General features: G+C 67.4%; 26 protein-coding genes and 1 other RNA gene. 12 read left to right on the forward strand and 15 right to left on the reverse strand.

The genetic code is table 11. From position 1 onward, the window contains the following. The first annotated feature begins 90 nt into the window (after window positions 1-90). From ORK51_RS06690 to ORK51_RS06710, 5 genes are all read left to right on the forward strand, one after another. Window positions 91-645 carry an RNA polymerase sigma factor gene (locus ORK51_RS06690; protein WP_026069777.1) on the forward strand — a complete coding sequence of 185 codons (555 nt, stop codon included), beginning with the start codon at window positions 91-93 and terminating at the stop codon, window positions 643-645. After that, complete coding sequence (locus tag ORK51_RS06695; protein ID WP_266084595.1) at window positions 642-1622, forward strand: hypothetical protein; 981 nt, start codon at window positions 642-644, stop codon at window positions 1620-1622. Before ORK51_RS06690 ends, ORK51_RS06695 begins: the two co-directional genes overlap by 4 nt. Before the next feature lie 44 nt (window positions 1623-1666). Further along, window positions 1667-2275, forward strand: coding sequence for an IMPACT family protein (locus tag ORK51_RS06700; RefSeq protein WP_019183149.1), 609 nt, complete (start codon window positions 1667-1669; stop codon window positions 2273-2275). Continuing rightward, window positions 2268-4034, forward strand: a complete 1767-nt coding sequence (locus ORK51_RS06705) for an ABC transporter transmembrane domain-containing protein (protein WP_266084596.1) — start codon at window positions 2268-2270, stop codon at window positions 4032-4034. Before ORK51_RS06700 ends, ORK51_RS06705 begins: the two co-directional genes overlap by 8 nt. Before the next feature lie 67 nt (window positions 4035-4101). Then, window positions 4102-4296, forward strand: a complete 195-nt coding sequence (locus ORK51_RS06710) for a hypothetical protein (RefSeq protein ID WP_019183151.1) — start codon at window positions 4102-4104, stop codon at window positions 4294-4296. A gap of 147 nt (window positions 4297-4443) precedes the next feature. Here ORK51_RS06710 and ORK51_RS06715 read toward each other — a convergent pair whose 3' ends face one another. The 7 genes from ORK51_RS06715 to hrcA form a co-directional block, all read right to left on the reverse strand. Beyond that, window positions 4444-5556, reverse strand: coding sequence for a prephenate dehydrogenase (locus ORK51_RS06715; protein WP_266084597.1), 1113 nt, complete (start codon window positions 5554-5556; stop codon window positions 4444-4446). Next, window positions 5553-6461, reverse strand: coding sequence for a pyridoxal kinase (pdxY, locus tag ORK51_RS06720; protein ID WP_019183153.1), 909 nt, complete (start codon window positions 6459-6461; stop codon window positions 5553-5555). The genes ORK51_RS06715 and pdxY overlap by 4 nt, the downstream gene beginning before the upstream one ends. A 63-nt stretch (window positions 6462-6524) precedes the next feature. After that, entirely contained in the window at window positions 6525-7502 is a 978-nt protein-coding gene (locus ORK51_RS06725; protein ID WP_237393607.1) for a hypothetical protein, read from the reverse strand. A 153-nt stretch (window positions 7503-7655) separates the two neighbouring features. Next, the gene (gene dnaJ, locus ORK51_RS06730) at window positions 7656-8789 is read right to left on the reverse strand and encodes a molecular chaperone DnaJ (protein ID WP_019183155.1); all 1134 of its coding nucleotides are present in this window, start codon (window positions 8787-8789) and stop codon (window positions 7656-7658) included. Window positions 8790-8953: 164 nt separating this feature from the next. Continuing rightward, window positions 8954-10882 (reverse strand): molecular chaperone DnaK, encoded by a 1929-nt coding sequence (gene dnaK / locus ORK51_RS06735; RefSeq protein WP_019183156.1) that lies wholly within the window; start codon window positions 10880-10882, stop codon window positions 8954-8956. 175 nt (window positions 10883-11057) lie between these two features. Next, window positions 11058-11573 (reverse strand): nucleotide exchange factor GrpE, encoded by a 516-nt coding sequence (grpE, locus tag ORK51_RS06740; protein ID WP_019183157.1) that lies wholly within the window; start codon window positions 11571-11573, stop codon window positions 11058-11060. Window positions 11574-11655: 82 nt separating this feature from the next. After that, window positions 11656-12723, reverse strand: coding sequence for a heat-inducible transcriptional repressor HrcA (gene hrcA, locus ORK51_RS06745; protein WP_019183158.1), 1068 nt, complete (start codon window positions 12721-12723; stop codon window positions 11656-11658). A gap of 125 nt (window positions 12724-12848) precedes the next feature. On the opposite strand from hrcA, the gene recN reads away from it, so the two are divergent. Further along, window positions 12849-14510 carry a DNA repair protein RecN gene (gene recN / locus ORK51_RS06750; protein WP_266084598.1) on the forward strand — a complete coding sequence of 554 codons (1662 nt, stop codon included), beginning with the start codon at window positions 12849-12851 and terminating at the stop codon, window positions 14508-14510. Between the two features lie 145 nt (window positions 14511-14655). On the opposite strand, the gene ORK51_RS06755 is transcribed toward recN, so the two are convergent. Next, window positions 14656-15573: a LysR family transcriptional regulator gene (locus ORK51_RS06755; RefSeq protein ID WP_266084599.1), complete on the reverse strand. Its 918-nt coding sequence runs from the start codon at window positions 15571-15573 to the stop codon at window positions 14656-14658. A gap of 96 nt (window positions 15574-15669) precedes the next feature. Here ORK51_RS06755 and ORK51_RS06760 point away from each other — a divergent pair, with 96 nt between their 5' ends. Beyond that, complete coding sequence (locus ORK51_RS06760) at window positions 15670-16911, forward strand: SGNH/GDSL hydrolase family protein (RefSeq protein WP_266084600.1); 1242 nt, start codon at window positions 15670-15672, stop codon at window positions 16909-16911. A gap of 86 nt (window positions 16912-16997) precedes the next feature. Here the strand turns inward: ORK51_RS06760 and fur are convergent, their stop codons facing one another. Next, on the reverse strand, window positions 16998-17405 hold the full coding sequence (fur, locus tag ORK51_RS06765; RefSeq protein ID WP_019183162.1) for a ferric iron uptake transcriptional regulator: 408 nt from the start codon (window positions 17403-17405) through the stop codon (window positions 16998-17000). A 104-nt stretch (window positions 17406-17509) separates the two neighbouring features. Between fur and ORK51_RS06770 the strand changes: the two genes are divergently transcribed. Continuing rightward, entirely contained in the window at window positions 17510-17902 is a 393-nt protein-coding gene (locus ORK51_RS06770; RefSeq protein ID WP_019183163.1) for an outer membrane protein assembly factor BamE, read from the forward strand. A gap of 16 nt (window positions 17903-17918) precedes the next feature. Here the strand turns inward: ORK51_RS06770 and ORK51_RS06775 are convergent, their stop codons facing one another. After that, window positions 17919-18179 (reverse strand): RnfH family protein, encoded by a 261-nt coding sequence (locus ORK51_RS06775; protein WP_261997414.1) that lies wholly within the window; start codon window positions 18177-18179, stop codon window positions 17919-17921. 3 nt (window positions 18180-18182) lie between these two features. Beyond that, window positions 18183-18611, reverse strand: a complete 429-nt coding sequence (locus tag ORK51_RS06780) for a type II toxin-antitoxin system RatA family toxin (RefSeq protein WP_026069778.1) — start codon at window positions 18609-18611, stop codon at window positions 18183-18185. Between the two features lie 57 nt (window positions 18612-18668). Here ORK51_RS06780 and smpB point away from each other — a divergent pair, with 57 nt between their 5' ends. From smpB to ssrA, 4 genes are all read left to right on the forward strand, one after another. Continuing rightward, window positions 18669-19172 carry an SsrA-binding protein SmpB gene (gene smpB, locus ORK51_RS06785; protein WP_019183166.1) on the forward strand — a complete coding sequence of 168 codons (504 nt, stop codon included), beginning with the start codon at window positions 18669-18671 and terminating at the stop codon, window positions 19170-19172. Then, complete coding sequence (locus ORK51_RS06790; RefSeq protein ID WP_266084601.1) at window positions 19172-19600, forward strand: GNAT family N-acetyltransferase; 429 nt, start codon at window positions 19172-19174, stop codon at window positions 19598-19600. Before smpB ends, ORK51_RS06790 begins: the two co-directional genes overlap by 1 nt. Before the next feature lie 137 nt (window positions 19601-19737). Then, complete coding sequence (locus ORK51_RS06795) at window positions 19738-20091, forward strand: hypothetical protein (protein ID WP_019183168.1); 354 nt, start codon at window positions 19738-19740, stop codon at window positions 20089-20091. 107 nt (window positions 20092-20198) lie between these two features. Continuing rightward, window positions 20199-20601, forward strand: a transfer-messenger RNA (tmRNA) gene (ssrA, locus tag ORK51_RS06800). 280 nt (window positions 20602-20881) lie between these two features. Here the strand turns inward: ssrA and ORK51_RS06805 are convergent. From ORK51_RS06805 to ORK51_RS06820, 4 genes are all read right to left on the reverse strand, one after another. Beyond that, window positions 20882-21184 (reverse strand): hypothetical protein, encoded by a 303-nt coding sequence (locus ORK51_RS06805; protein WP_266084602.1) that lies wholly within the window; start codon window positions 21182-21184, stop codon window positions 20882-20884. Window positions 21185-21444: 260 nt separating this feature from the next. Beyond that, complete coding sequence (locus ORK51_RS06810; protein WP_266084603.1) at window positions 21445-21756, reverse strand: hypothetical protein; 312 nt, start codon at window positions 21754-21756, stop codon at window positions 21445-21447. A gap of 55 nt (window positions 21757-21811) precedes the next feature. After that, complete coding sequence (locus ORK51_RS06815) at window positions 21812-22363, reverse strand: TetR/AcrR family transcriptional regulator (protein WP_261997401.1); 552 nt, start codon at window positions 22361-22363, stop codon at window positions 21812-21814. Window positions 22364-22367: 4 nt separating this feature from the next. Then, complete coding sequence (locus ORK51_RS06820) at window positions 22368-23873, reverse strand: MFS transporter (protein WP_266084604.1); 1506 nt, start codon at window positions 23871-23873, stop codon at window positions 22368-22370. Window positions 23874-24052: the final 179 nt, after the last annotated feature.

The following is a 24052-nucleotide window of genomic DNA, read 5'->3' on the forward strand; positions in this document are numbered from 1 at the left end:
GTGCCCCAGGTCATCGCCATGCCAACCCGTTCCGCCGCCCGGCGCCCCATCGACTATGCGAACACCCCCGCAGCGCTTACTCTGTCGGCCGTGGACGCCCTTGCCCTGCCGACTGATGAAGCACTGATGCTGGCCTGGGCCGGCGGCGACCTGCGTGCGTTCGAGGCGCTGTATGGCCGTCATCGCAGCCGTCTGTACAGCTTCCTGCTGCGCCAGCTGCGCGATGGCGCGTTGGCCGATGAGATGTTCCAGGATGTCTGGCAGCGGGTGATCGCCGCGCGGGCCGGCTGGCAGCCCGAGGCCGCCTTCACCACCTGGCTGTTCCGGATCGCCCACAACCGCCTCAATGACCACTGGCGTGCGGCCAGGCACCGGCCGTCGGCCCCGATCGACGCCGATGAGCGGGTCGCGGCGATCACCGATGCGCGCACCCCCGAATCCCAGCTGTCCGAATTCGAACAGCGCCGCCAACTGCAGCTGGCGATGGAGCAGTTGCCGCCCGAGCAGCGCGAGGTCCTGCAGTTGCGCCTGGAGCAGGAACTGAGCCTGGAAGAGATTGCCGAGATCACCGGGGTCGGCCGCGAGACCGTCAAATCGCGGCTGCGCTATGCCATGGACAAACTCCGTGCGGGGTTGACCGTATGAACCGCCCGGATCCGCTGACCCCTGAAGAACGCGAACTGGCCCGGCTGCTGGGCCGGCCCAGTGCCACCGGCCCGGCGCCGGCGATCGACGAGGCCGTGCTGGCGGCCGCGCGTACCGCCGTGGAAGCACCGGCGGCCGATGCGGCCACCTGGAAGCTCCCGCCCGATGCGCCCCGCCGTTCGCGGCGCCCGCGCTCGCGGCTTCCGGCGGCGTTCGGGCTGGCCGCCTCGGTGATCTTCGCGGTGGGCATTGCGTGGCAGCTCAAGCCCGACGACCCGCCCGCGCCCCCTCTGGCCGAGCCGGTCGCTGCCCCGGCCTCGAGCGCCGCAGTCACTGACGCTGCACCGGCGATGGATGCCGCGCCGTCTCCGCCACCGCCTGACGCGGCACCGCCGGTGGTGCAGCAGCAGCGCGCGGCCAAGCCCCAGGCACAGGCCCCGGCACACCCCACACCTGCTCCAGGCGCCGCGCCGCCGGCACCCGAGCGCGCACGGCGCGTCGCAGCGCCGCGCCCGGAAGCCATCGCCGCGCCTGTACCGCCCGCCCCGGCCCCGGTGCAGGCGCCGGCACCGATGATGTCCGCCCCGGCGCCCGAAGCGGCCACCTCCTATGCGATGGAGGCGGCAGAACCGGCGCTGGACCGTGTCGTGGTGACCGGCTCCACCCTCGAGCGCCAAGCGCCGCGCGCCGCCTCCACGAGCGCCGCACCGGCCAAGCCCGCGCCCAGCGCGCCTGGCGTGATGCGTCGTGCGGCCGCGCCGATGGCGGCACCCGCCTCGGCAGACGACGCCGTGCGCGCCCTGCATCAGGCCGTCGCGGCCGACGCCGGCCTGCCGCGCAAACAGTGGCTCAAGCGCATCCGCGAGCGTCGCGATGCCGGTGACGTGGATACCGCGCGTGCCAGCCTGGAACGCTACCTCCAGCAATACCCGGAAGTGCGCATCCCGCGCGATCTGCGCCAGCTGCTCGAGAACTGACGCTGCGCGTACGGTGAACGGGCATCCCCACTAGAATGGTGGGAATGCCCGATACGCTCGCCACCACCGTCAGCCACAGCCTGGACATCAAGCACAGCCGCTTCATCGCCCACGCCGCGCCGATCCCGCATGTGGCCGCCGCGCTGGAATTCCTGCAGCAGGTTGCCGTCGTGGATGCCACGCACAACTGCTGGGCCTATCGCTACGGCAACGACTACCGCTCCAGCGACGACGGCGAGCCCGCCGGCACGGCCGGCCGCCCGATCCTGGCGGCGATCGATGGCCAGGGCTTCGACCGGGTGATGGTCGTGGTCACCCGCTGGTACGGCGGCATCAAGCTCGGCGCGGGCGGCCTGGTGCGCGCCTACGGCGGTACCGCCGCCGAGTGCCTGCGGGTCGCGCCACGGCTGCCTCTGATCGCCATGGCCGAACTGGATGTGCACGCCGGTTTCGAAGATCTGGGCCCGCTGCATGCCGCGCTGGGCGCGCATCTGGCCGAAAAAGTGGGCGAAGCCTTCACCGCCGACGGAGTGAACCTGCACCTGCGCTTGCCGGCCGATCAGGTCGAGCTGTTGAAAAACCGCCTCCGCGACGCCACTCGTGATCGTGTCCGTATTGAATCCCGCATCGAACCAGGCCCATCGAATGACTGACGCACCCGCTCCGCAAGACACGCCGATGCGCCGATTGGGCAGCTTGAACACGCTGTGGCCATTCGTGCGCCGGCATGTCGGGCTGTTCAGCGCCTGGCTGGTGGCCCTGGCCGTCTCGTCGGTGGCTACGCTGAGCCTGCCGGTCGCGGTCCGCCAGATGATCGACCACGGCTTCAACAGTGGGGGCCAGATCAACAAGGCCTTTGCCCTGCTGTTCCTGGTCGCGGTGGTGCTGGCGCTGGCCACGGCCGCTCGCTTTTTCTTCGTCTCCCTGCTGGGGGAAAAGGTGGTCGCCGATCTGCGCAGCCGCCTGTACGCGCACCTGATCACCCTGGGCGCCGGCTTCCATGACCGCAGCCGCAGCGGCGAGCTGGTCTCGCGCCTGACCGCCGACAGCGAACTGCTGCGCAGCGTGATCGGCTCGACCATGTCGGTGGCCCTGCGCAGCAGCGTCACCGTGATCGGCAGCCTGGTGATGCTGTTCGTGACCAGCCCGCACCTGGCGGCCTGGTCGCTGGTCGGCATTCCGCTGGCGGTGCTGCCGATCATCATCGGCGCCCGCCGCCTGCGCAGCATCGCGCGCGCCAGCCAGGACCGCATCGCCGATGCCAACAGCCTGGCTTCGGAGACCCTGGGCGCGGTACGCACCGTGCAGGCGCACGCGCGCGAGCCCTATGAACGTGGCCGCTTCAACGCCGCCCTCAGCGATGCCATCGGTGCCGCACGCCGGCGCATCCGCGCACAATCGATCGTCACCGCCAGCGCCATCGTGCTGGTGTTCGGTGCGATCGTCGGCGTGCTGTGGTTGGGCGCGCACGAGGTGATCGACGGCAACATGAGTGCCGGCACCCTGGGCCAGTTCGTGCTGTACGCGCTGATCGGCGGCGGCTCGGTCGGCGCACTGGCCGAAGTCTGGAACGAACTGCAGCGAGCCTCTGGTGGCATGGGCCGGATTGCCGAGCTGCTGCAGGAAGAGGTCGAGATCACCGCCCCCGCCAATCCCACCGCGTTGCCGCAGCCACTGCGCGGCGAGATCCGGTTCGAGGAGGTGGTGTTCCATTACCCGCAGCGCCCGGATACGGCCGCGCTGGATCATGTGGACCTGCACGTGCGACCGGGTGAAACGGTCGCGCTGGTCGGTCCCTCCGGCGCCGGCAAGAGCACCATCCTGTCGATGCTGCTGCGCTTCCACGATCCGGCTGCCGGCCGCATCCTCGTGGACGGCGTGGACCTGCGCCAGGTCGACCCCGCGCAGCTGCGCGAGCAGCTGGCACTGGTGCCGCAGCAGCCGACCCTGTTTGCCAGCAGCGCGTTCGAGAACATCCGCTACGGGCGCCTGGATGCGACCGATGAAGAGGTGCAGCGCGCGGCCGAAGCGGCCGAGGCCGATGAGTTCCTGCACGCCCTGCCCGAGGGGTATGCCAGCGAGCTTGGCGAGCGCGGTGCGCGCCTGTCCGGCGGCCAGCAGCAGCGCATCGCGATCGCGCGCGCCCTGCTCAAGAACGCGCCGATCCTGTTGCTCGACGAAGCCACCAGCGCCCTGGATGCACAGAGCGAGCGCGCCGTGCAGCAGGCGCTGGAGCGCCTGATGGCCGGGCGCACCACGCTGGTGATCGCGCACCGCCTGGCCACCGTGCTCAAGGCCGACCGCATCGTGGTGATGGACCACGGTCGCATCGTGGCCCAGGGCACGCATGCCGAACTGCTGGCCGAAGGCGGCCTCTACGCCGAACTGGCGCGCCTGCAGTTCATCGATTGATGACGGGCCGGTAACACCGGGCGTCGCATCCTGCAGCCCTCACTGGATGCGCTGCAGGAGGTGTTTCATGTCGTTCCGACAGTTTCCCGCCACCGATGCCAACGGCGACGACTACGTGATCATCGAGTTCAAGGATGAGCAGGCCGATGCGGCGGCCGGCAACAGCCAGGGGGCGCGCTATGAGTTGGCCGACGGCCGCCATCTGATCCGCGACGGTCGCCAGTTCCGGACCGCCGGTGGTGAGCTCACCCTCACCACCTGAGGCCCGGCAAAAAAGTTGCACGGATGTTGGTCATTTTTTGACCAAGTATCTTGACAGCCTTTTGGCGCAAGGCGCGAACACACTTATCCACACGTTTGTGCGCAGATCATCCACACCCCCTGTGGATGAATGTTGCACTGCACCGTGTCAGCGCACCAGTACGCGGCCGATGCCGGACGCATCGATCTCGATGGCGGCCGCCTGCAGTGCCAACGCGTCGCTGCCCGCCACGAACCCCACCCGGAAGTGCACCTCACCGGCGGGCGTGCGCGAGGAATGGATCGACGCCAGGCTGACCCGGTGCCGCTCGAACACGTGGAGCAGCTCGCGCAGGGAACCCGGCCGGTCTTCCGGCAGATGCACGCTGATCGCATTGCGCTCGGTCAGATCCGCGAGCAGGTACCCGACCCGCTCGAAGGTGTAGTTGCCATCGGCCAGCACCCCGGTTCCCAGGCTGTCACGATTATCCAGCAACAGCTGCTGTCGGAACGCCGCCCGTGCCGCGTCATCGCCCTGCTCCAGCTGCGCGCGAAGCTGCTGCAACTGGGCCAGCAAGCGGTCCAGCATCGGTGCGACGTGCGGATTGCCGAACTGGATGTCTTCGTAGATCGCCGGATTGAGCGAAAGGATGCGCGCGATGATCGCGGTATCCAGTTCGAACGAGGCCGAGCGGTACGGCATCAACGCCGGCAAGGCGCCCAGGATCGGCGCGTACTCGCGCAGCACGCCGGCCTGCGCCAGATGGGTGGCATGCACCATCGCCTGCACCAGCGCCATGACCTGGTCGTGGTGCTCCGGCGTGGCGCGCACGCATTCGGCTTCCAGCGCGTCGCACAGCTGCTGCACGAATGGCTGCCACTGCGACAGGCGCGCCTCGCAGACCACCATCACCCGGCCCTTGAGCGTGGGTGCCTTGGGCGGTGCGGTCATCGGGTGCAGGCCCACCACCTCCGCCTGCGAGGCGAGCATCGCCTCCACCGGTGCGGATTTGACCGAGGTGACATCCAGCCACAACCGACCGGCTTCGCGACCGGCAGAGCGCGCCGCATAGTCGGCGATCAGCGCCGGCGTGTGCCGGATCGGTGCGGAGAAGATCAACACCTCCGCGCGGTCCAGCAGCGTCTCCGGGCTGTCCGATGCGGCATCGGCCGGGTCATGCCCGATGACCTCCAGCCCAAGGCGTTGTTCCAGGAAGGGGCGCAGCCAGCGCCCGTAGGCACCGTCGCTGCCGACGATGCCCACCACCGGTGTCAGACTCACGCCAGACGCTCGGGAACGAAACGATCGGGCAGCGCGAGCGCCGCCGGCGCCGCGGCCAGCACATCGAACTCTTCGTGGCCGTTGGCCAGCGTGGTTTCCAGCGCGACATGCACGCCGGCGATGGCGCGCGAGATCGCCTGTTCGAAGGTTTCGCCACGCAGCAGGAAGGCGACCAGCAGCGACATCAGCACGTCGCCCGTCCCGGCCACGTCCACCGGCAGATGCGGCGAGGACCAGCGCCAGATCGCATCACGGCTGACCGCCAGCGTGACCAGCTGGCCCGGATCACCGCCGACGCTGTGCGCCAGCACCCATTCCGGACCGCGTGCTAGCAGGGCCTGCGAGGCGGCGATCGCATCGTCCTGGGCCAGGCTCGGCATCCCCGTGAGGCGGCCGAGTTCGAAGGCATTGGGCGTGACCAGCCAGGCGTGCGGAAGCAGGCGTTCGGCGAAGACTTTCTCCAGGCCCGGCTCGACATAGGGGCCGGTATGGGTGTCGCCGATGACCGGGTCCAGGCAGTAACGCAGCTGCGGCGAGGACGGCAGCACCGCATCGAGCCAATCGGCGAAGGCCGCACCGTTGCCGACGCTGCCGAAGTAGCCGGAGACCAGCATGCGGGCGCGCTGCGGCAGGCCGCGCTCACCCGCACCCAGCAGTAGATCAGCGAACCAGTCCGAGGGCAGCACGCGGCCACGCGTGGTCTCGTAGAACGGCGCGTTGCTGAGCAGCGTGGTGGGGATTTCGGCGACGCGCACGCCCAGCGCGCGCAGCGGCGGCACGGCAGCGCTGTTGCCGGCATAGCCGTAGACCAGCTGCGACTGCACCGAGATGACGTCGACCGGCGACGGACCGTCCGGGCGCTGGCGGCGGCCGTGGACCAGGTGGCTTTCGAGGGATTCGTTCATGGGACCGGCACTGTGGGGGCTCTATTGCCATTATCCCCCAACCACCACGCCGCATCCCGCCCTTTACTCTGCCGAATCTGCCCGTTCCGGGATGTGGGGGTGACGCTGCAACACGAACTCCCAGGTATCGTTAAAGACCGACGGGTAATGCAGCGGTCGGCGATCGGCGAACCGTTGCGCGTGGATGGGCTCCCCTTCCACTCGGCAGCCTCCCGGCGATTCGAAGGCTACCAGCTCTGTGACGATGACATCGCGGGAGTTGCCCTCTGCCGAGAGATAGAGGGCATACGACGGATGCGCGGTGATGCTGCGCTTAAGCACTACCCGCCCCATGGCAGGCACGTACCAGCTGATACTGCGCTCCAGTCCCTCGACGGCCTCCCGCCCCTGCCAGCGCATGCCGGTCATATCATTCGACCTGGGATTGGACTTTCGCCAGTGTGCACTCCTCTCGATGCGGTACGCACGGACGTTACCGACCCCAATTTTGATTGTCTCCATGGCCACCACACGACTGCTGCCTTTCTCTTCGTAGTCGTAGCGGTAGCCCCAATTCTCGCTCACGACTGCACCGGGTTCGGCGAACTCATCGTTCCACGCTGCACCCACCGCAAGTGGGAACCGCAGGATTTCCTTTCGCCCCTGACGAAGCGGATTGACATCCGCATAGGTGTCGGTGTGTTCCACTCGCTGCAGACCGTGCCCCACCGTCAGCCGCGTCAGACTCTCCGCCATCCCATCCAGGCGAAGGGTCGACACAGGATGGTCGGCACCCACCGAATACGTCCATCGCGTGCCAGGCGCCAACTGCAGAGGACGCTCGATCGTCCCATCAATCGCATCCAGCTTGCATGCATCCAATGTCCTGGCGGACACCACTCCTGCAGTGAGGGAGGCAGCCACCACGGCCACCGACAATGCGCAGCGTACAGCGGAAGGCAGTGGTCGAGCGGCGGCGTGGGCGATACGGGTGAGTTTATTCATCCAGACAGGGTAGTGATCGCTGCAGGCGCAGTCACCCACACCTGTCGCGATCAACACCAGAAGCAAGCATCTTGTATCGGACCGCGACGCGATGCTCTTCGCAGATGCCGGGATGCCCTCATTTGCAATTGGCCCTCCGCGTCACACCGACGACAAAAAAGCCCCCTGCTCTCGCAGGGGGCCAGGTACATCGTGTGGATCTAGGTGCGCTTACGAGGTCATCCGATCCCAGAAGCCCTTAACGCCATCGATGAATGTCGCCGACTTGGGCGAATGCTTGCGCGCTTCCTCGCCGGTGAAGGTGGTCTCGAACTGCTCCAGCAGCTTGCGCTGCTCCGGGGTGAGGTTGACCGGGGTCTCCACCACTACGCGGCAGTACAGGTCGCCTTCACTGCGGCTGCGCACCGAACGCACGCCCTTGCCACGCATGCGGAACAGCTTGCCGGTCTGGGTTTCGGCCGGAATGCGGATTTCCGCATAGCCGCCGAGGGTCGCCACGCGTACGGTATCGCCCAGCGCGGCCTGCGAGATGCGGATCGGCACTTCGCAGTGCAGGTCGTCGCCGTCGCGCTGGAAGATCGCGTGCTCGCGCACCCGCACTTCCACGTACAGATCGCCCGCCGGGGTGCCAGCCGGACCGGCCTCGCCTTCACCGGACAGACGGATGCGGTCGCCGGTATCGACGCCCGCAGGCACCTTGACCGACAACACCTTGTCTTCCTCGACACGGCCATTGCCGTGACAGGTCTTGCAGGGGTTCTGGATGATCTGGCCACGGCCGTTGCAGTGGTGGCAGGCCTGCTGCATCGCGAAGATGCCGCGCTGGATGCGCACCTGGCCCTGGCCACGGCAGACCGAGCAGGTCTCGACCTTGCCATCTTCCGAACCGCTGGCGTTGCAGTCATCACACTCGACCAGGCTCGGAATCTCGATGCGGCGTTCCACGCCCATCACCGCTTCTTCCAGGTCCAGCTCCATCACGTAACCGATATCGGCACCGCGACGGGCCTGGCGCGGACCACCACCGCCGGCGCCACCGCCGAAGATGTTGCCGAAGATGTCCCCGAAGATATCGCCCATGTCCGGGCCACCCGGACCACCGCCGCCGCCCATGCCGTGCTCGAACGCGGCGTGGCCGTGGGCGTCGTACATGCGGCGCTTGTTGCTGTCGGACAGGGTTTCGTAGGCTTCCTTGCATTCCTTGAAGGATGCTTCGGCCTCGCTGTCACCCGGATTGCGGTCCGGATGGTATTTCATCGCGCAACGGCGATAGGCCTTCTTCAGTTCTTCGTCGCTGGCGGTGCGGGACACGCTCAGCACTTCGTAGTAATCGCGCTTGCTCATAACTTGAATCGGGTTCCGGAAGTCGGGATTCGTCAAAGCGGAAGAGCGGCACCAGGTCCGCTCTTTCGCCGGGCGCCCCGACAGGCCGGGAAACGGCTGTCAGGACCAGAAGGGGGATATGACAACGGGACGCTGCCTGCGCAACGTCCCGTGTCGAGTCCGGATCAGGACTTCTTGTCGTCCTTGACTTCGGTGAACTCGGCGTCGACCACATCGTCGTGCGCGCCGTTGTTGGCACCGGCATCCGGGCCCGGCGCCGCGCCGCCCTGCTCTGCCGCTGCGGAGGCAGCAAACAGCGCCTGGCCGGCTTCTTCCAGCACCTTCGACTTCGCTTCGATCTGGGCCTTGTCGTCGCTCTTCATCGCGGTTTCCAGATCGGCCAGGGCCGACTCCACCTTGCCGATCACATCGCCGCCGACCTTGCTGCCGTGCTCGGTGATCGCGGTACGGGTACCGTGGATCAGCGCGTCAGCCTGGTTGCGGGCCTGGACCAGCTCGTGGAACTTCTTGTCTTCTTCGCGGTTGGCTTCCGCGTCGGCGACCATGCGTGCGATCTCGTCCTCGGACAGACCCGAACCGGCCTTGATCTCGACCTTCTGTTCCTTGTTGGTCTTCTTGTCCTTGGCCGACACGTGCAGGATGCCGTTGGCGTCGATGTCGAAGGACACTTCCACCTGCGGCAGGCCGCGCGGCGACGGCTCGATGCCGGAGAGGTCGAACTTGGCCAGCGACTTGTTGAAGCGGGCCTGCTCGCGCTCACCCTGCAGCACGTGCACGGTCACGGCCGACTGGTTGTCCTCGGCGGTGGAGAACACCTGCGAGGCCTTGGTCGGGATGGTGGTGTTCTTCTCGATGATCTTGGTGAACACGCCACCCAGGGTCTCGATGCCCAGCGACAGCGGGGTCACGTCCAGCAGCAGCACGTCCTTGACGTCGCCGCCCAGCACGCCGCCCTGGATCGCAGCACCCAGTGCCACGGCCTCATCCGGGTTGACGTCCTTGCGCGGTTCCTTGCCGAAGAACTCGGTCACGGCCTGCTGCACCTTCGGCATGCGGGTCTGACCGCCGACCAGGATCACTTCACCGATGTCGCTCGAACGCAGGCCGGCATCGTTCAGCGCGATGCGGCACGGCTCGATCGACTTCTTGATCAGGTCTTCCACCAGCGCTTCCAGCTTGGCGCGGGTCAGCTTGATGTTCAGGTGCTTCGGGCCCGACGCGTCAGCGGTGACGTACGGCAGGTTCACTTCGGTCTGCTGGCTGGTGGACAGCTCGATCTTGGCGCGCTCGGCGGCGTCCTTCAGGCGCTGCAGGGCAAGCGGATCCTTGCGCAGGTCGATGCCCTGGTCCTTGTTGAACTCGTCGACGAGGTACTCGATGACGCGGTTGTCGAAATCTTCGCCGCCCAGGAAGGTGTCACCGTTGGTGGCCAGCACTTCGAACTGCTTCTCACCGTCCACGTTGGCGATTTCGATGATCGACACGTCGAAGGTGCCGCCGCCCAGATCGTACACAACGATCTTGCGGTCACGGCCGTCACCCTTGTCCAGGCCATAGGCCAGGGCAGCAGCGGTCGGCTCGTTGATGATGCGCTTGACTTCCAGACCGGCGATGCGGCCTGCGTCCTTGGTGGCCTGGCGCTGGCTGTCGTTGAAGTAGGCCGGCACGGTGATCACGGCCTCGGTGACGGTCTCACCCAGGAACGCTTCGGCGGTCTTCTTCATCTTCTCCAGCACGCGGGCGGAGATTTCCTGCGGGGCCATCTTCTTGCCGTCGCTGGTCTGCACCCAGGCGTCGCCGTTGTCATGGGCCAGGATGCCGTAGGGCACGTGCGCGATGTCCTTCTGGACTTCAGCGTCGGTGAACTTGCGGCCGATCAGGCGCTTGACAGCGTAGAAGGTGTTCTTGGGGTTGGTCACGGCCTGGCGCTTGGCCGAGGCGCCGACCAGGACTTCGCCGTCCTTGGTGTAGGCGACGATGGAAGGCGTGGTGCGATCGCCTTCCGCGTTTTCGATGACGCGGGCCTTGCCGCCGTCCATGATCGCCACACACGAGTTGGTGGTGCCGAGGTCGATACCAATGATCTTGCCCATGAGGGAGACTCCTGAAAGTTCTGGGTACATCCGGCAGTTGCCGGGTTATGAATGGGATGTGTGGGACGCTGGGGACACTTTCAAGCCGTCCATCAAACACAGTGTTCGATGGCGACCCAACGCGTTCAGCGTCCGGTCGAGCAGCCGGGCAACGCCCGGCTCACCGGCCTGCGGCTCAGTCGCGGGCCACCACGACCAGCGCCGGACGCAGCAGGCGGTCGTTGAGCAGGTAGCCCTTCTGGAACACCTGGACCACGCTGCCCGGCGCCGCGCCGGGCGCGTCGACCTGGCTGATGGCCTGGTGGTGGTCCGGGTTGAAGGTCTGCCCGGTCGGGTCGAGCAGGGTCAGGCCGTTGTCGGCGGCGACCTTGAGCAGCTGCTTGTAGGTCAGTTCGAGACCTTCGCGCAGCGGGCTCGGGTCACTGCCGGCGGCATTGAGGCCGGCATCGAGGCTGTCGAAGACCGGCAGCAGCTCGCCGAGCAGCTTTTCGTTGGCGAAGCGGCGCGCCTGTTCGACGTCGCGGGCCACGCGCTTGCGCTGGTTGTCCAGGTCGGCGCGCTCGCGCAGCGACTCCGAGCGCAGCAGCGCCAGCTCGTTGTGCAGGCTGTCCAGCTGCTGCTGCAGGGACGGCTCCGCGGCCGGCTCGCCGGCGGGATTCTGGGATGCGATATCTGACTGATCTTGGTTCATTTCCGGATCCTTGGCGGTGACTCTCCGCCTCCACCCACCCCTATGTGGGCGCGGCTACGGGATTCAAGAGTCCAAGGCCGCTTTATGCGCGATCGCGGGACAATCCGCCGCCACCGGGCGAGCCCAGCGCAGCGCCCAGCACTTGGGCGGTGGCTTCCACCAGCGGAATCATCCGGTCGTAGGCCATCCGCTTGGGGCCGATCACCCCCAGCACGCCCAGCACCTGGCCATCGGCCGAATACGGGGCGGTGACCAGCGAGACGCTTTCCAGCGGCATCACCCCGGTCTCCTCGCCAATGAAGATGCGCACTCCCGGGGCCTGGATGGTGCGTTCGAGCAGCTGGAGGATCTCACGCTTGCTGGCGAACACGTCGAACAGCTCGCGCAGGCGCTCCAGGTCGGACAGGTCCTGCACGCCCATCAGCCGGGTCTGCCCGGCCAGCACCATGTCGTCGGCCGGCGGCACCATGGCCTGCTCGGCCAGCTCGATGCTGTGCGCCAGCAGCTGCTCCATCTCCGACTGCGCATCGCGAAGCTCCAGCAGCAGCCGGGCCCGGATCTCGGCCAGCGGCCGCCCGGCGCAGTTGGCGTTGAGGTAGTTGGCGACCTGCTCCAGCTCGCCCGGATCGAAGCTGCGGCGCGGCTCGATCACCCGGTTCTGTACTTCGTTGTCGGCAAACACCAGGATCGCCAGCACCCGGCGCGCGTCCAGCGCCACGAAATCGATGTGCCGGAACGCGAACTGTTCCCGGCGCGGGGCACTGACCACCCCGACGAAATGGCTCATCGCCGAGAGCAGCTCCGAGGCACTGCCGAGCAGGGCCTGGGTGCCGGTTCCGGTGGCCAGCTCGGTGCGCAGGCGGCTGAGCTCACCCTCCCCCGGCGGCTGCATCTTGACCAGGCTGTCCACGAACACCCGGTAACCGTGCGCGGTCGGCACGCGGCCGGCCGAGGTATGCGGCGAGCTGAGCAGGCCGAGGTCTTCCAGGTCGCCCAGGATGTTGCGGATGGTGGCCGGGCTGACATCCAGGCCGGCATGCCGGGCAAGGGTCTGCGAGCCGACCGGCTCGCCATCCTGGATGTGGCGCGCGATCAGCGTCCGCAGCAGATGGCGGGCACGCGGGGCGAGATGGGACGCGGAAGGATGCATGGAATCAGCCTGTGAGACGCCCACTTAGATAATGGCTGCACGGGGCGTTGGCAAGTCATTGGAGACGCCCCCCGCCCATGCTAGCTTGCGCGGCTTGGAGACGCCCCTCGTGTACAACGTAGATCATGCTTAGACATCTATCGATCAAGGATTTCGCGGTCGTCCGCGCCACCGAGCTGGAATTCGGCGCCGGCATGACCGTGGTCTCGGGTGAGACCGGCGCGGGCAAGTCGCTGATGGTGGACGCGCTGGGCTTCCTGTCCGGGCTGCGCGCCGACAGCGGCGTGGTCCGTCACGGCGCCACCCGCGCCGAGCTCTCGGCCGAATTCGCGCCGCCGGCCGATGCGCCGGCCCGCCAGTGGCTGCGCGACAACGAGCTGGACGACGAAGAACAGTGCCAACTGCGCCGGGTGATCCGCGCCGATGGCGGTTCGCGCGCCTTCATCAACGGCCGCCCGGTGACGCTGACCCAGCTGACCGAGCTGGCCGGCATGCTGGTGGAGATCCACGGCCAGCACGAACAGCAGGCCCTGCTCTCGCGCCCCTCGCAGCTCTCGCTGCTGGACGCCTTCGCCCGCAACGACGCCGAGCGCGCCCAGGTCCGCCAGACCGCGGCACGCTGGCAGGCGCTGGTGGACGAAGCCGAGGCGCTGTCGCGCCAGGGCGATGTCAGCGACCGGATCGGTTACCTGGAGCACCAGCTCAGCGAGCTCAAGCGCGAAGACCTGGACCCGGCCTCGATCGCCACCCTGGGCAGCAGCCACCGCCGCCAGGCCCATGCCAGCGCGCTGATCGGCGCCTGCGACGTGGCCGTCAGCCGCCTCAACGGCGACGACGAGGTCTCGGTGCTGCAGCTGCTGCAGCAGACCCGGCATGATCTGGCCCGCGTGGCCGAGCACGACAGCCGGCTCGGCGAGGTCGATGCACTGCTCGACAGTGCCGCCATCCAACTGGACGAAGCGCTGTCCCTGCTTGATCGCGTCCACGACGACCTGGATGCCGACCCGGAGCAGTTCGAGGACATCGAGCGACGCCTGGGCCGCCTGCACGACCTCGCCCGCAAGCACCGCGTGCCGATGGAAGCGCTGGGCGAGCACCGCGACGCCATGGAGGCCGAAGTCGAGCAGCTGCGCGGTGCCGACGAGCGCCTGCAGGCCCTGGCCGGCGAGATCGACCGTGCCGCCGGCCAGTGGAAGACGGTGGCCGAGGTGCTCAGCGCCAGCCGCCGGAAGGCTGCCAAGGCCCTGTCGGACACCACCACCACCCTGATCGGCGAGCTGGGCATGGGCGGCGGTCAGTTCCTGATCGATATCGAGCCGCAGAGCGTGGTCAAGCCGGACCCGAACGGGGCCGAGCGGGTCGAGTTCCTGGTCGCCGCCAACGCCGGCCAGCCGCCGCGCGCCCTGCGCAAGGTGGCCTCGGGCGGTGAACTGTCGCGCATTTCGCTGGCGATCGAAGTGGCGGCGCTGGGCCTGGATGCCGTGCCGACCATGGTCTTCGACGAAGTCGATTCGGGCATCGGCGGCGCCGTGGCCGACATCGTCGGGCAGAAGCTGCGCGCCTTGGGCGAGAAGCGTCAGGTGCTGTGCGTCACCCACCTGCCGCAGGTCGCCTCCAAGGGCCACGCCCACTACCGGGTCAGCAAGGCCCCGGTGGACGGCATGACCCAGAGTGCGGTCGAGAAGCTGGACACCAAGGCCCGCGAAGAAGAGCTCGCACGGATGCTGGGTGGCGTGGAAGTCAGCAAGGAAGCCCGCGCCGCGGCGCGCAAGCTGTTGCAGGTTTGAGGGTGGGTACCGACCCACGGTCGGTACCTACCCGTTCCAACGTACCGACCCACGGTCGGTACCTGCCGGCCCCGACTCGGTAGTGCCGGCCGCTGGCCGGCTCCCCGCAGACCCGGTTCCGCCCGCGGTATCCACCCCACACCCCTCACCCCAACGGCTGGGCCAGATCCACCCGCGCGACCAGAAAATCCAGCAGCGCGCGCACGCGCAGCGGCAGGTAGCCGCCCTGCCCCTGGAACACCGCGTGCACCTCCTCCAGATCGCCGGGGTTGGCCGATTCCAGCACCGGCAGCAGGCGCCCGGCCGCCACATCGGCCTGCACCTGGAACGCCGCCAGCCGCGCCATGCCCACGCCACCGAGCACCAGCCTGCGCAGCGCCTCGCCGTCGCTGGCGCGGGCATTGCCCTGGGTGGGCACAACCTGCCGCTCGCCATCAACGACCAGTGGCCAGCCGGCCTGCGTACGCGGATGCCCGATATCGAGCCGGTTGTGCGCCATCAGCATGTCGGCGTCCTGCGGCAAGCCATGCCGGGTGGCGTAGCTGGGGGCGGCGACGATCATCATCCGGGTCGCGCCCAGTCGCCGCGCAACCAGGCTGGAGCTTTTCAGCGGGCCGGCGCGCACCGCCACATCGGTGCGCTGCTCGAGCAGGTCGATCACCTCGTCGGTCAGCACCAGGTCCACGCCGACCTGCGGGTGCAGCGCGAGAAAGTCCGGCAGCAGCGGCAGCAGGAAATGCTGGCCAAACGGCACATTGGCATTCACCCGCAGGCGCCCACGCGGTTCGGCATGGGCGCTGGCACAGCGCTCGGCTTCATCCAGATCGGCCAGCACCCGCAGCCCGCGCTCATAGAACGCGCAGCCCTCCTGGGTCAGCTGCAGCTGGCGGGTGGAGCGCTGCAGCAGGCGCGTGCCGAGCCGCTGTTCGAGCCGCGAAACCAGCTTACTGACCGCCGAGGGGCTCAGGTCCAACGAACGCGCAGCCGCTGAAAACCCGCCGGTTTCGATGACCCGGACGAACACTTCCAGTTCGCCGGAACGGTTGATGTCGGTGCCTGCCATGGGATGAATCCAGTTCACAGATGATTGTCCTCAGGCAGTCTAGTTCACAGGTACCCCGAAGATCACCATGGCGCTTCCTCTCCCACGGATCGCCCGATGAATACCTTCGCCCGCCTTACCGCCACCGCCCTGCTGGCCACCGCCGGCACCGCGGTTGCCGCCCCTGCGCCCACCTGGGTGGCCAGCTGGCAGGCCAGCCCGCAGCCGGTCTGGGGCGCAGATTTCCTCTTCCCCACGCTGATCCCGGCGCACCTGGAGGCGCAGACCTTCCGCCAGACCGCGCGCCTGAGCCTCGGCGGCCGCCAGCTGCGGGTGCGCCTGAGCAATACCTATGGCGAGCAACCGCTGCGGATCAGCGCGGCCAGCGTTGCCGCGGGGGCCGGCCAGCCGCCCCTGGCGCTGTCCTTCGAGGGAAGCGCGGAGGCCGTGATCGCCCCCGGTACCGAACGCCTGAGCGACCCGCTGGCGCTGGCGACCACCGATCTCCAGGCCGTGCAGGTGAGCGTCTACCTGGCCGAGCACACGCCCCTTCGCAGCTTCCACTGGGAAGGCCGGCAGACCGCCGCGTTCGCCACCGGCGACCAGACGCTCGCCCCGACGTTGGCCACCTCCTCGACCACCACCGCCCGCCTGTTCGTCTCGGGTATCGATGTGCAGGCCGCCGCAGGCGCCCGCAGCGTGGTGGTGATCGGTGACTCGATCACCGATGGCGCGACCGCCAGCCTGGACCGCGACCAGCGCTGGACCGACCACCTCGCCGCACGCCTCGCGCCGCAGGGCGTGGCCGTGGTCAACGCCGGCATCTCCGGTGGCCGCCTGCTCCGCGATGGCATGGGAGAGGCCGCGCTCTCCCGCTTCCAGCGCGATGTGCTCGATCAATCCGGCGTGGCCAGCGTGATCGTCTTGCTGGGCACCAACGACATCGGCTGGCCCGGTACGGCCTTCGCCCGCTCCGAACCTGCGCCGACCCTGGCCGAACTGCAGGCCGGCTATCGCGCCCTGGTGGATCGCGCCCATGCCCGGGGCGTGCGCATCGTCGGTGCGACCCTGCCGCCGTTCGCGGGCGCCCTGCCCGGCACGCCGCTGGACAACTACTACCAGCCCGACAAAGACGCGCTGCGCCGCCAGCTCAATGCCTGGCTGCGGCAGGTCAGCCCGTTCGATGCGGTGATCGACCTCGACGCCGCCCTGCGTGACCCGGCCGATCCGGCGCGGATGGCGCCAGCGTTCGATTCCGGCGACCACCTGCACCCGGGCGATGCGGGCAACCGGGCGATGGCCGACGCGGTGGACCTGCAGGCGCTGCTGCCCGGCCTAGTGCCGGTCACGACACCCTGACAACGAAAAACCCCCGGGCCGGGGCGCGGGGGTTTGATCTGCAGCGTGCCCTGCCCAGGCCGGTCGTCACGACCGGCCCGGTGCCATCACCGGCGCTTCTTGCGCACGTACAGGACCAGCGAGTGCTCTTCGAGTTCGTAGCCGTGGTCGGCTGCGATCTTGCGCTGCAGCTCCTCGATCTCGTGGCTTTCGAACTCGATGATCTTGCCGCTGTCCACATCGACCATGTGGTCATGGTGACCCCCGCGGTCCAGCTCGTAGACGGCCTGGCCACCTTCGAAGTTGTGCTTGAGCACCAGGCCGGCCGCCTCGAACTGGGTCAGGACCCGGTAGACCGTGGCCAGCCCGATCTCATCCCCGTGCTCCAGGAGCTGGCGGTAGATGTCTTCGGCGGTCATGTGGTGGCTGGCATTGCGCTGCTCGAGCAGCGACAGGATCCGCATACGCGGATGGGTCACCTTGAGGCCGACTTTGCGCAGGTCGTGGGTTTCCATAGTTCTCCGTTCATTGGCGATTTAGCGCCAGCTGCCTCGGATTGGGTCGCGGCGACACGTCGGGAGTGTATCATCGACTCGATTTCCCCAAACGCCATTCCCCGATGCGCAATCTCCTGCTGGTCGCCGCCGTTGCCCTGTCCACCACGGGCTGCGGCATCATTTACAAGCAACCCATCTATCAGGGCAACCTGATCCGGGAGCAGGCCGTCGGTCAGCTGCAGGTGGGCCAGAGCAAGCAGCAGGTCAACGCCCTGCTTGGCACGCCCTCCATCCCGGACCCGTTCCACGCCCAGCGCTGGGATTACACCGCCAGCCAGCGCGTGAACCGGGTCGGCAAGACGGAAGTGAAGAACTTCACCGTCTACTTCGAAAACGACGCGGTCACCCGCTGGGACGGCGAGTACTTCGCCAGCGACGACGCCCAGCTGGCCCGCAGCACGCTGCGCCAGTTCGGCCGCAACCTGCCCAAGGACAAGAAGAAGCGCGGCCGCTGAGGCCCGCGTTCTTCACTCAGCTGCCGGCGCGGGCGCGTCGGCGGCGGTTGTCTTTCGGGTCGGCCAGCAGCGGACGCAGCAGCTCGACCCGGTCGCCCTCGCGCAGCACCTGATCCGGCTTGGCCAGCAGGCCATGCACGGCCACGGCCGGGCACTGGTCGCTGCCCTCGATGCGGGCCAGCGCAGTGGCCTCGGCGACGGTGGTGCCCTCGGCGAGGGTCAGCAGCTTCGACGCGGCCCGATCGGGCCAGGCCAGCACCACCTCGACCGTGATCACGGCTCAGTCCTGGGCGTCGGCGACGCGGACGAAATCATTGACCATCCGGTCGGCCAGGCCCTGGAAGCCCAGCGCGAGAGCCGGACCGAGCAGACGTGAGGTCGGCTCGAACTCCAGCGTCAGCGTGACCTTGCAGGCATCTTCGGCCAGCGCGTGGAATTCCCAGCGACCGTGCAGGCGCTTGAACGGCCCGTCCTTGAGCTGCATATCGATGCTGTGCGGGCGTTGCAGCGTGTTCTCGGTCATGAACCAGGTGGAGAACGAACCGAAGCCCAGATCCAGGCGCGCGACCAGGCGGTCCGGGCCGGACTCCAGGATCTGCGAGGCCGAACACCAGCGGAAGCGGCGCGGATAGGCGTCAATATCATTGACCAGGTCGAACATGCGGGCAGCCGAATGTTCGACCAGGGCACTACGGCGGATAGTTGGCATGCGATACAGATGTCTGATGAATCGACCGGGCGTGCCCGAATCGGAGACAATAGGGAAATGAGCAAGAACAGCGGCAAGGATAAAGCAAAGGGCGCGACGGCCAACAAAACCATCGCACTCAACAAGCGTGCCCGGCACGAGTACCACATCGAAGATCGCTTCGAAGCCGGCCTGGCCCTGCAGGGCTGGGAGGTCAAGTCGATCCGCGCCGGGCGCGGCAACATCATCGATGCTTACGCCTACGTGCGTGATGGCGAGATCTATCTGATCGGTGCGCAGATCACCCCGTTGATCCAGGCCTCCACCCACGTGGTGGCCAACGACCGCCGGGACCGCAAGCTGCTCCTGCATCGCAACGAGATTGACAAGCTGATCGGCAAGGTGCAGCGCGACGGCTACACGATCGTGCCCACCGCGATGTACTGGAGCAAGAACAAGATCAAGCTCGAGATCGCGCTGGCCAAGGGCAAGCAGACGCACGACAAGCGCGATGCCGAGAAGGACCGCGACTGGGCGCGCGAGAAGTCGCGCACCATGCGCCGGCACAACCGCGACGCCTGATGCCCCCGGTGTCGCCCGCGCCTGCGATCACGCCAGCCAGCGCCGAAGACACCCGCGCGGTGTTCGCCGGCCTGCTGGCTTTCAACCAGGCCGCCAGTGGCGATGCCCTGGACGACCAGCCGGTCAACAGGGTGATCCACGATGCCACCGGCCGGGTGGTGGCCGGGATCGCCGCCGACGTCTGCGGTGGCTGGCTGATGGTGCATGCGTTGTGGGTGGACGCCAGCCAGCGTGGCCAGGGGTTGGGCCAGGCGCTGCTGGCCGATGCCGAGCAGCAGGCCAGCACGCTCGGCGCACACGCGGTGACGCTGGACACCTTCTCCTGGCAGGCCGAGGGCTTCTACCTCAAGCAGGGCTATGAGGTGTTCGGCCGGCTGCAGGACTTCCCGCCTGGGCACCATCGCCTGTACCTGCGCAAGCCGCTGTAACGCCCTGCCCGGGCGCTGCCAGCGCCACGTATCGCCAAGGCCGACCTGACCCCGCGGCCCCGGCAGGACAGCGATCTTTCCCCGCCAGCCCCGCGCAGCTGTCAGAATCCCCGCATTGATACGGAAAGGATCCGCGCGTGACACTTGAAACTACCCCGGCACCCGCACTGGCGGCGGACGAACTGACCACCCTGCGCGCCGACGTGGCCGCGCTGGAGTTCATCTTTGACGAACTCGCCCGCGCGATGGACCCGGCCGCGCTGCTCAAGGTGCTGACCTACCTGATCCGCAACGCCAAGCGCGTTGCCTCGGAAACGCAGAGCTACGACACCCTGGAGCACCGCCGGCTGGTGGCCCAGGTGGAATCGCTGATGGCCCGGGTCGAGCCGCAGGCCAAGAAGCAGGCGATGGCCGTGCGCAACGAGCACAACCGCCTGAAGAAGGAAAAGGCCCGCCACAAGGCCGACAGCCGCCGCCAGCTGCAGAAGTAAGCGGCAGACCGGCAAGGTGACTGTTCAGCCGGATTGGAGTAGCATCCATTCCGTCAAGTAGACGTCTGGCGCTGTTTTCCGGATGAAGTGCGGTTCTTGAAGAAACCGGGGGTGCATTGGTTTCGACGGGGGTTGTGAAGTTACTTGGTGCATGCCGAGGGGGCAGCTTTCCTCGTTAATCCAGCAGCAAACTTTTAGTTGCCAACGACGACAACTACGGTTCGAACGACTTCGCAATCGCTGCCTAAAAACAGCTTTAGCGTTTAGTTCTACAGCCGCCTTAGGCGAACCCCCGAACCTACTTGTGCCCGTGCTCGTAGATGTAGGGTCATTATCACGGAACCGGTTGTGATGGCTGCCTGTCAGTCACGACTTAACTAAAGCAGGCTGGTCCTGGGGTGCGCTTTGCACACCGTGCTGCCACAGGATGAGATCCAACGGTGAGCTAAGCATGTAGTACCGGGGATGGAGTGCCTTCGGACGGCGGTTCAATTCCGCCCACCTCCACCAATGAGGGGTTCGAAAGAATCCCAAGAAGCCCGGGAACCCTTACACAAAAAGGGTTCCCGGGCTTTTTTATTTGCGGCATCGTCAGGCCCCGTGCGTTGCAGGTCGTGAGACCGTGGGGAGCGATGCCCCCACTCACCCATCTTGCCTTGCGGCGCGCCAAGCCGGCCGAGAAGACCCAGAACCTGTTCGACCGCGGCGGTCTCTACCTGGAGACCTCATCCTGTTGATGGTCGGTGGTGGCACCTGACCCTTATGGACCTCAGCGCCTGCACATGAGCCTCTACGGGCTGCTGCTGGCCTCGTGGCGCTGCGGCAGTTGCCGCGCTGTTCCAGACGGATCGCGGCGTACCGCCGCCTCCTCTTCGCCCTCGGAGGGCGGGATGTACCACTTCTGGACCGTGCCCGCGGGCAGGTTATAGACCCAATATGTCCCGCCAGCCTTCGTTACCGCTTCTTCCAGGATTGCGCGCTGGCGGAAGTCCTCATCGGTCACGCAGGTGGGGCAGTGCACCGGCTGAGCCGCAAAAGCAGGCATTGCAACCGCCGCGGCCGTTAATGCAAGCATCGCACCAAAGAGCTTCACAATAGATCCTTTATTGAGAAATCGCCGATTTGCTCGGCGATTTGATCCTAGCACCGTGAAGCATGTGGCTGGGTTGCTGATCCTGCCGTGATCTCGCCAACGTGACCGCGTACGCGTCCGCAGTTGGGTTTGTCATGACCTTTGAAGCGGCGCGGGACTTCTCTGATTCAGGGCGTGGCTGGCTGCCGAGCGGGATGACGCGACGGCAATGCTGCTGGCCAGCGAGTGAAGACATCGAAGGTCCCCCCCCTTTTTGTGCCTCACGGCAAGGTAAATTTCCGCGCCATTCGCAGCGGCCACACCGAGGTGAACTGCGCGCCGCCGACCAGCCGGTACGCGGCGGACACACTATGCAGCACCCCCATCGCCTCCAGCACATCCTTGGTCTTCCGGAACGTCGGGCGCGGATCCGCAGTGAACATGAAAAGGTTGATCTCTTTCGCGCTGACGTCATAGCCGTCCAGCGTCGCGGCCTTGCCGAGCGCGGCGGTCAGCTCGGCCTCCAGCGTGGCCAGGAATGCCTCATCCTCCAGCGACTTGCGCCAGAACTTGATCACAAGCTGGTAATCCATCAGGCGGACCCGTCATTCAAGAAGTGAACCGCCAAGGTTACCCGCATGACGGAAATCACGCTGTGTTTGAAGCGGCGGCAATCATCTGCGCCAGCCGGTCGGCGATGGCCTGCCCTACCTCCGGCGGCAGGCGCGAGCGCGACAGTGCTTCGAACACCCACATGCCGTCGGCGGCGAGCTTGGCGATGAACAGGTCCAGCGCGGCCGGGTCGCTCAGGTCCTGCGGGGTCGGCGGCGACCAGCGCTCGGCCACGGTCGCCCAGGGCTGCACGTTCTCATCCGTCGCCGCCGCATCAAACATCAGCTGCAGTTCGGCGCGCGTAGCGGTCTGCACACAGGTCAGTGCGTAGGCCTGGTAGCGCTCGGTGGCATCGGCGGCCTCGGCCGGCTTGCCGGCCACCTCGATCAAGCTCGCCTCCCACACGCCGGCCAGGTGCTGATGGATGCCCTGGAGCAGCGCGTCGCGCGAGGGGAAGTGGTACAGCAGCCCTCCCCTGGCGATGCCGGATTCGGTGGCGACCGCCTCGAAGGTGAGCGCGGTGATGCCGTCGCGTTCGATCACGCGGACGGCGGCATCAAGGATGTTGGTTCGGTTGCTCGGGCGCATGGAGTCAGTGGGCCTGGGAAACAGTGGTGGCGCTGCCGGGGCCGTGACGGCGCAGCAGAATGCCGGTGACGACGGTGCCGACCAGGAGCACGGCGGCGATCACATACAGTACCCAAACATAGCTGGCGTCGTAGGCGCTGGCGGCAGCACCGAGCCACCCTGCATCGGCACCGGGGCGCGCGGCCAGGGCTAACGCCTGCTGGATGCTCTCACCCGCAGCGGCGTCCACGCCGTCCGGAAGCGACACGGTTGCCGAGTACAGCGCGGCGATCAGGCTGCCCAGCAGCGAGACCGCGAACAGGCTGCCGAACTCGTAGGACACCTCCTCCACCGAGGACGCCATGCCGGCGCGGTGCGGCGGCACGTTGCCGATGATGGCGGTGGAAGCGACCGAAATGGTCGCGCCCATGCCCAGCCCGGTGAGCAGCAACCCGGTAATGGTCCAGCCCAGGTCGCTACCGAAGGTCACCGCGACCAGCAGCACGCCGGCGGTACCCACGCCGAGCCCACCGGTGATGAGCGGCAACAGCCCGACGCGGTGCAGGAACGCGCCGCCGAAGATCGCGCTGGGCAGGCAGCCGAGCGCGACCACCGACACCAGCAGACCGGCCTGCAGCGGCGTGTAATCGGCGACCAGCTGGAAGCGCTGGGTGGTCAGCAGCTGCAGGCCGGCGATGGCGAACATCGCGAAGGCCGCCGAGAGCACACCGGCCAGGAACGGCGCATTGCGGAAGATCGCCACATCAAGCATGGGATACGGCAGGCGACGCTGGCGACGCAGGAACAGCACCAGACCCACGACGAAGACCAGCGCCGCGCCCGCGGCCAGCGGCCCGTTCGGCGGCGCATGCGCGATTTCCTTGATCGCCACCACCAGGCCGGACAACGCGACCAGACTCAACAGCGAGGAAATCAGGTCCCACGGCTTGCTCGCATCGGGCGTGCCGTGCGGCGCGAACAGCACGGCGCCAACCATCGCCAGCAGCACGATCGGCACGTTGATCAGGAACACCGAACCCCACCAGAAATGGGCCAGCAGCACGCCGCCGACGATCGGGCCGATCGCGCTGCCAATGATGGAAATGCAGCCCCAGACCGCGATCGCCAGATTGCGCTCGCGCTCATCCGCGAAGGTCAGGCTGATCAGCGCCAGGGTGGCCGGCATCATCGCCGCGGCACCCACCGCGAGCAGCGCGCGGGCGCCGATGAGCAGGTTGGCGTCCAGCGCGAACGCAGCCAGCAGCGAGGCGATGCCGAAAATCACCAGGCCGATCAGGAACATACGGCGGTGCCCCAGCCGGTCGCCGAGGGTGCCCGCGCCGAGCAGCAGGCCGGCCATGACCAGCGGATAGGCGTTGATGATCCACAGCCCCTGCAGCGACGTGGCGCCGAGTTCGGCGGTCAGGGTGGGCAAGGCGGTGTAGAGCACCGAGTTGTCGAGCGTGATCAGCAGCAGGCCGGCGGCCACGGTGAGCAACAGGCTCCAGCGCTGGGTCTTGGTGGGGGTCATGGGGAGCGAACGTTTCGGGCGGGCAGTAACTATACAGGACGTCCTGTTTGGTTATGGCTCCCCCCCTCCCGACGGGTTCAGCCTGCGGCAGGCCGTGCCGTGCGCAATCGCGGGCGTGGCCGGTCTGCGTGGCAACTGGCGTTGGTCACATGGCAGGGGGGCTCACCCGCGCAGGTACG

Source organism: Stenotrophomonas sp. RIT-551, from assembly GCF_026241915.1.
GTDB classification, from domain to species: Bacteria; Pseudomonadota; Gammaproteobacteria; order Xanthomonadales; family Xanthomonadaceae; genus Stenotrophomonas; species Stenotrophomonas bentonitica_A.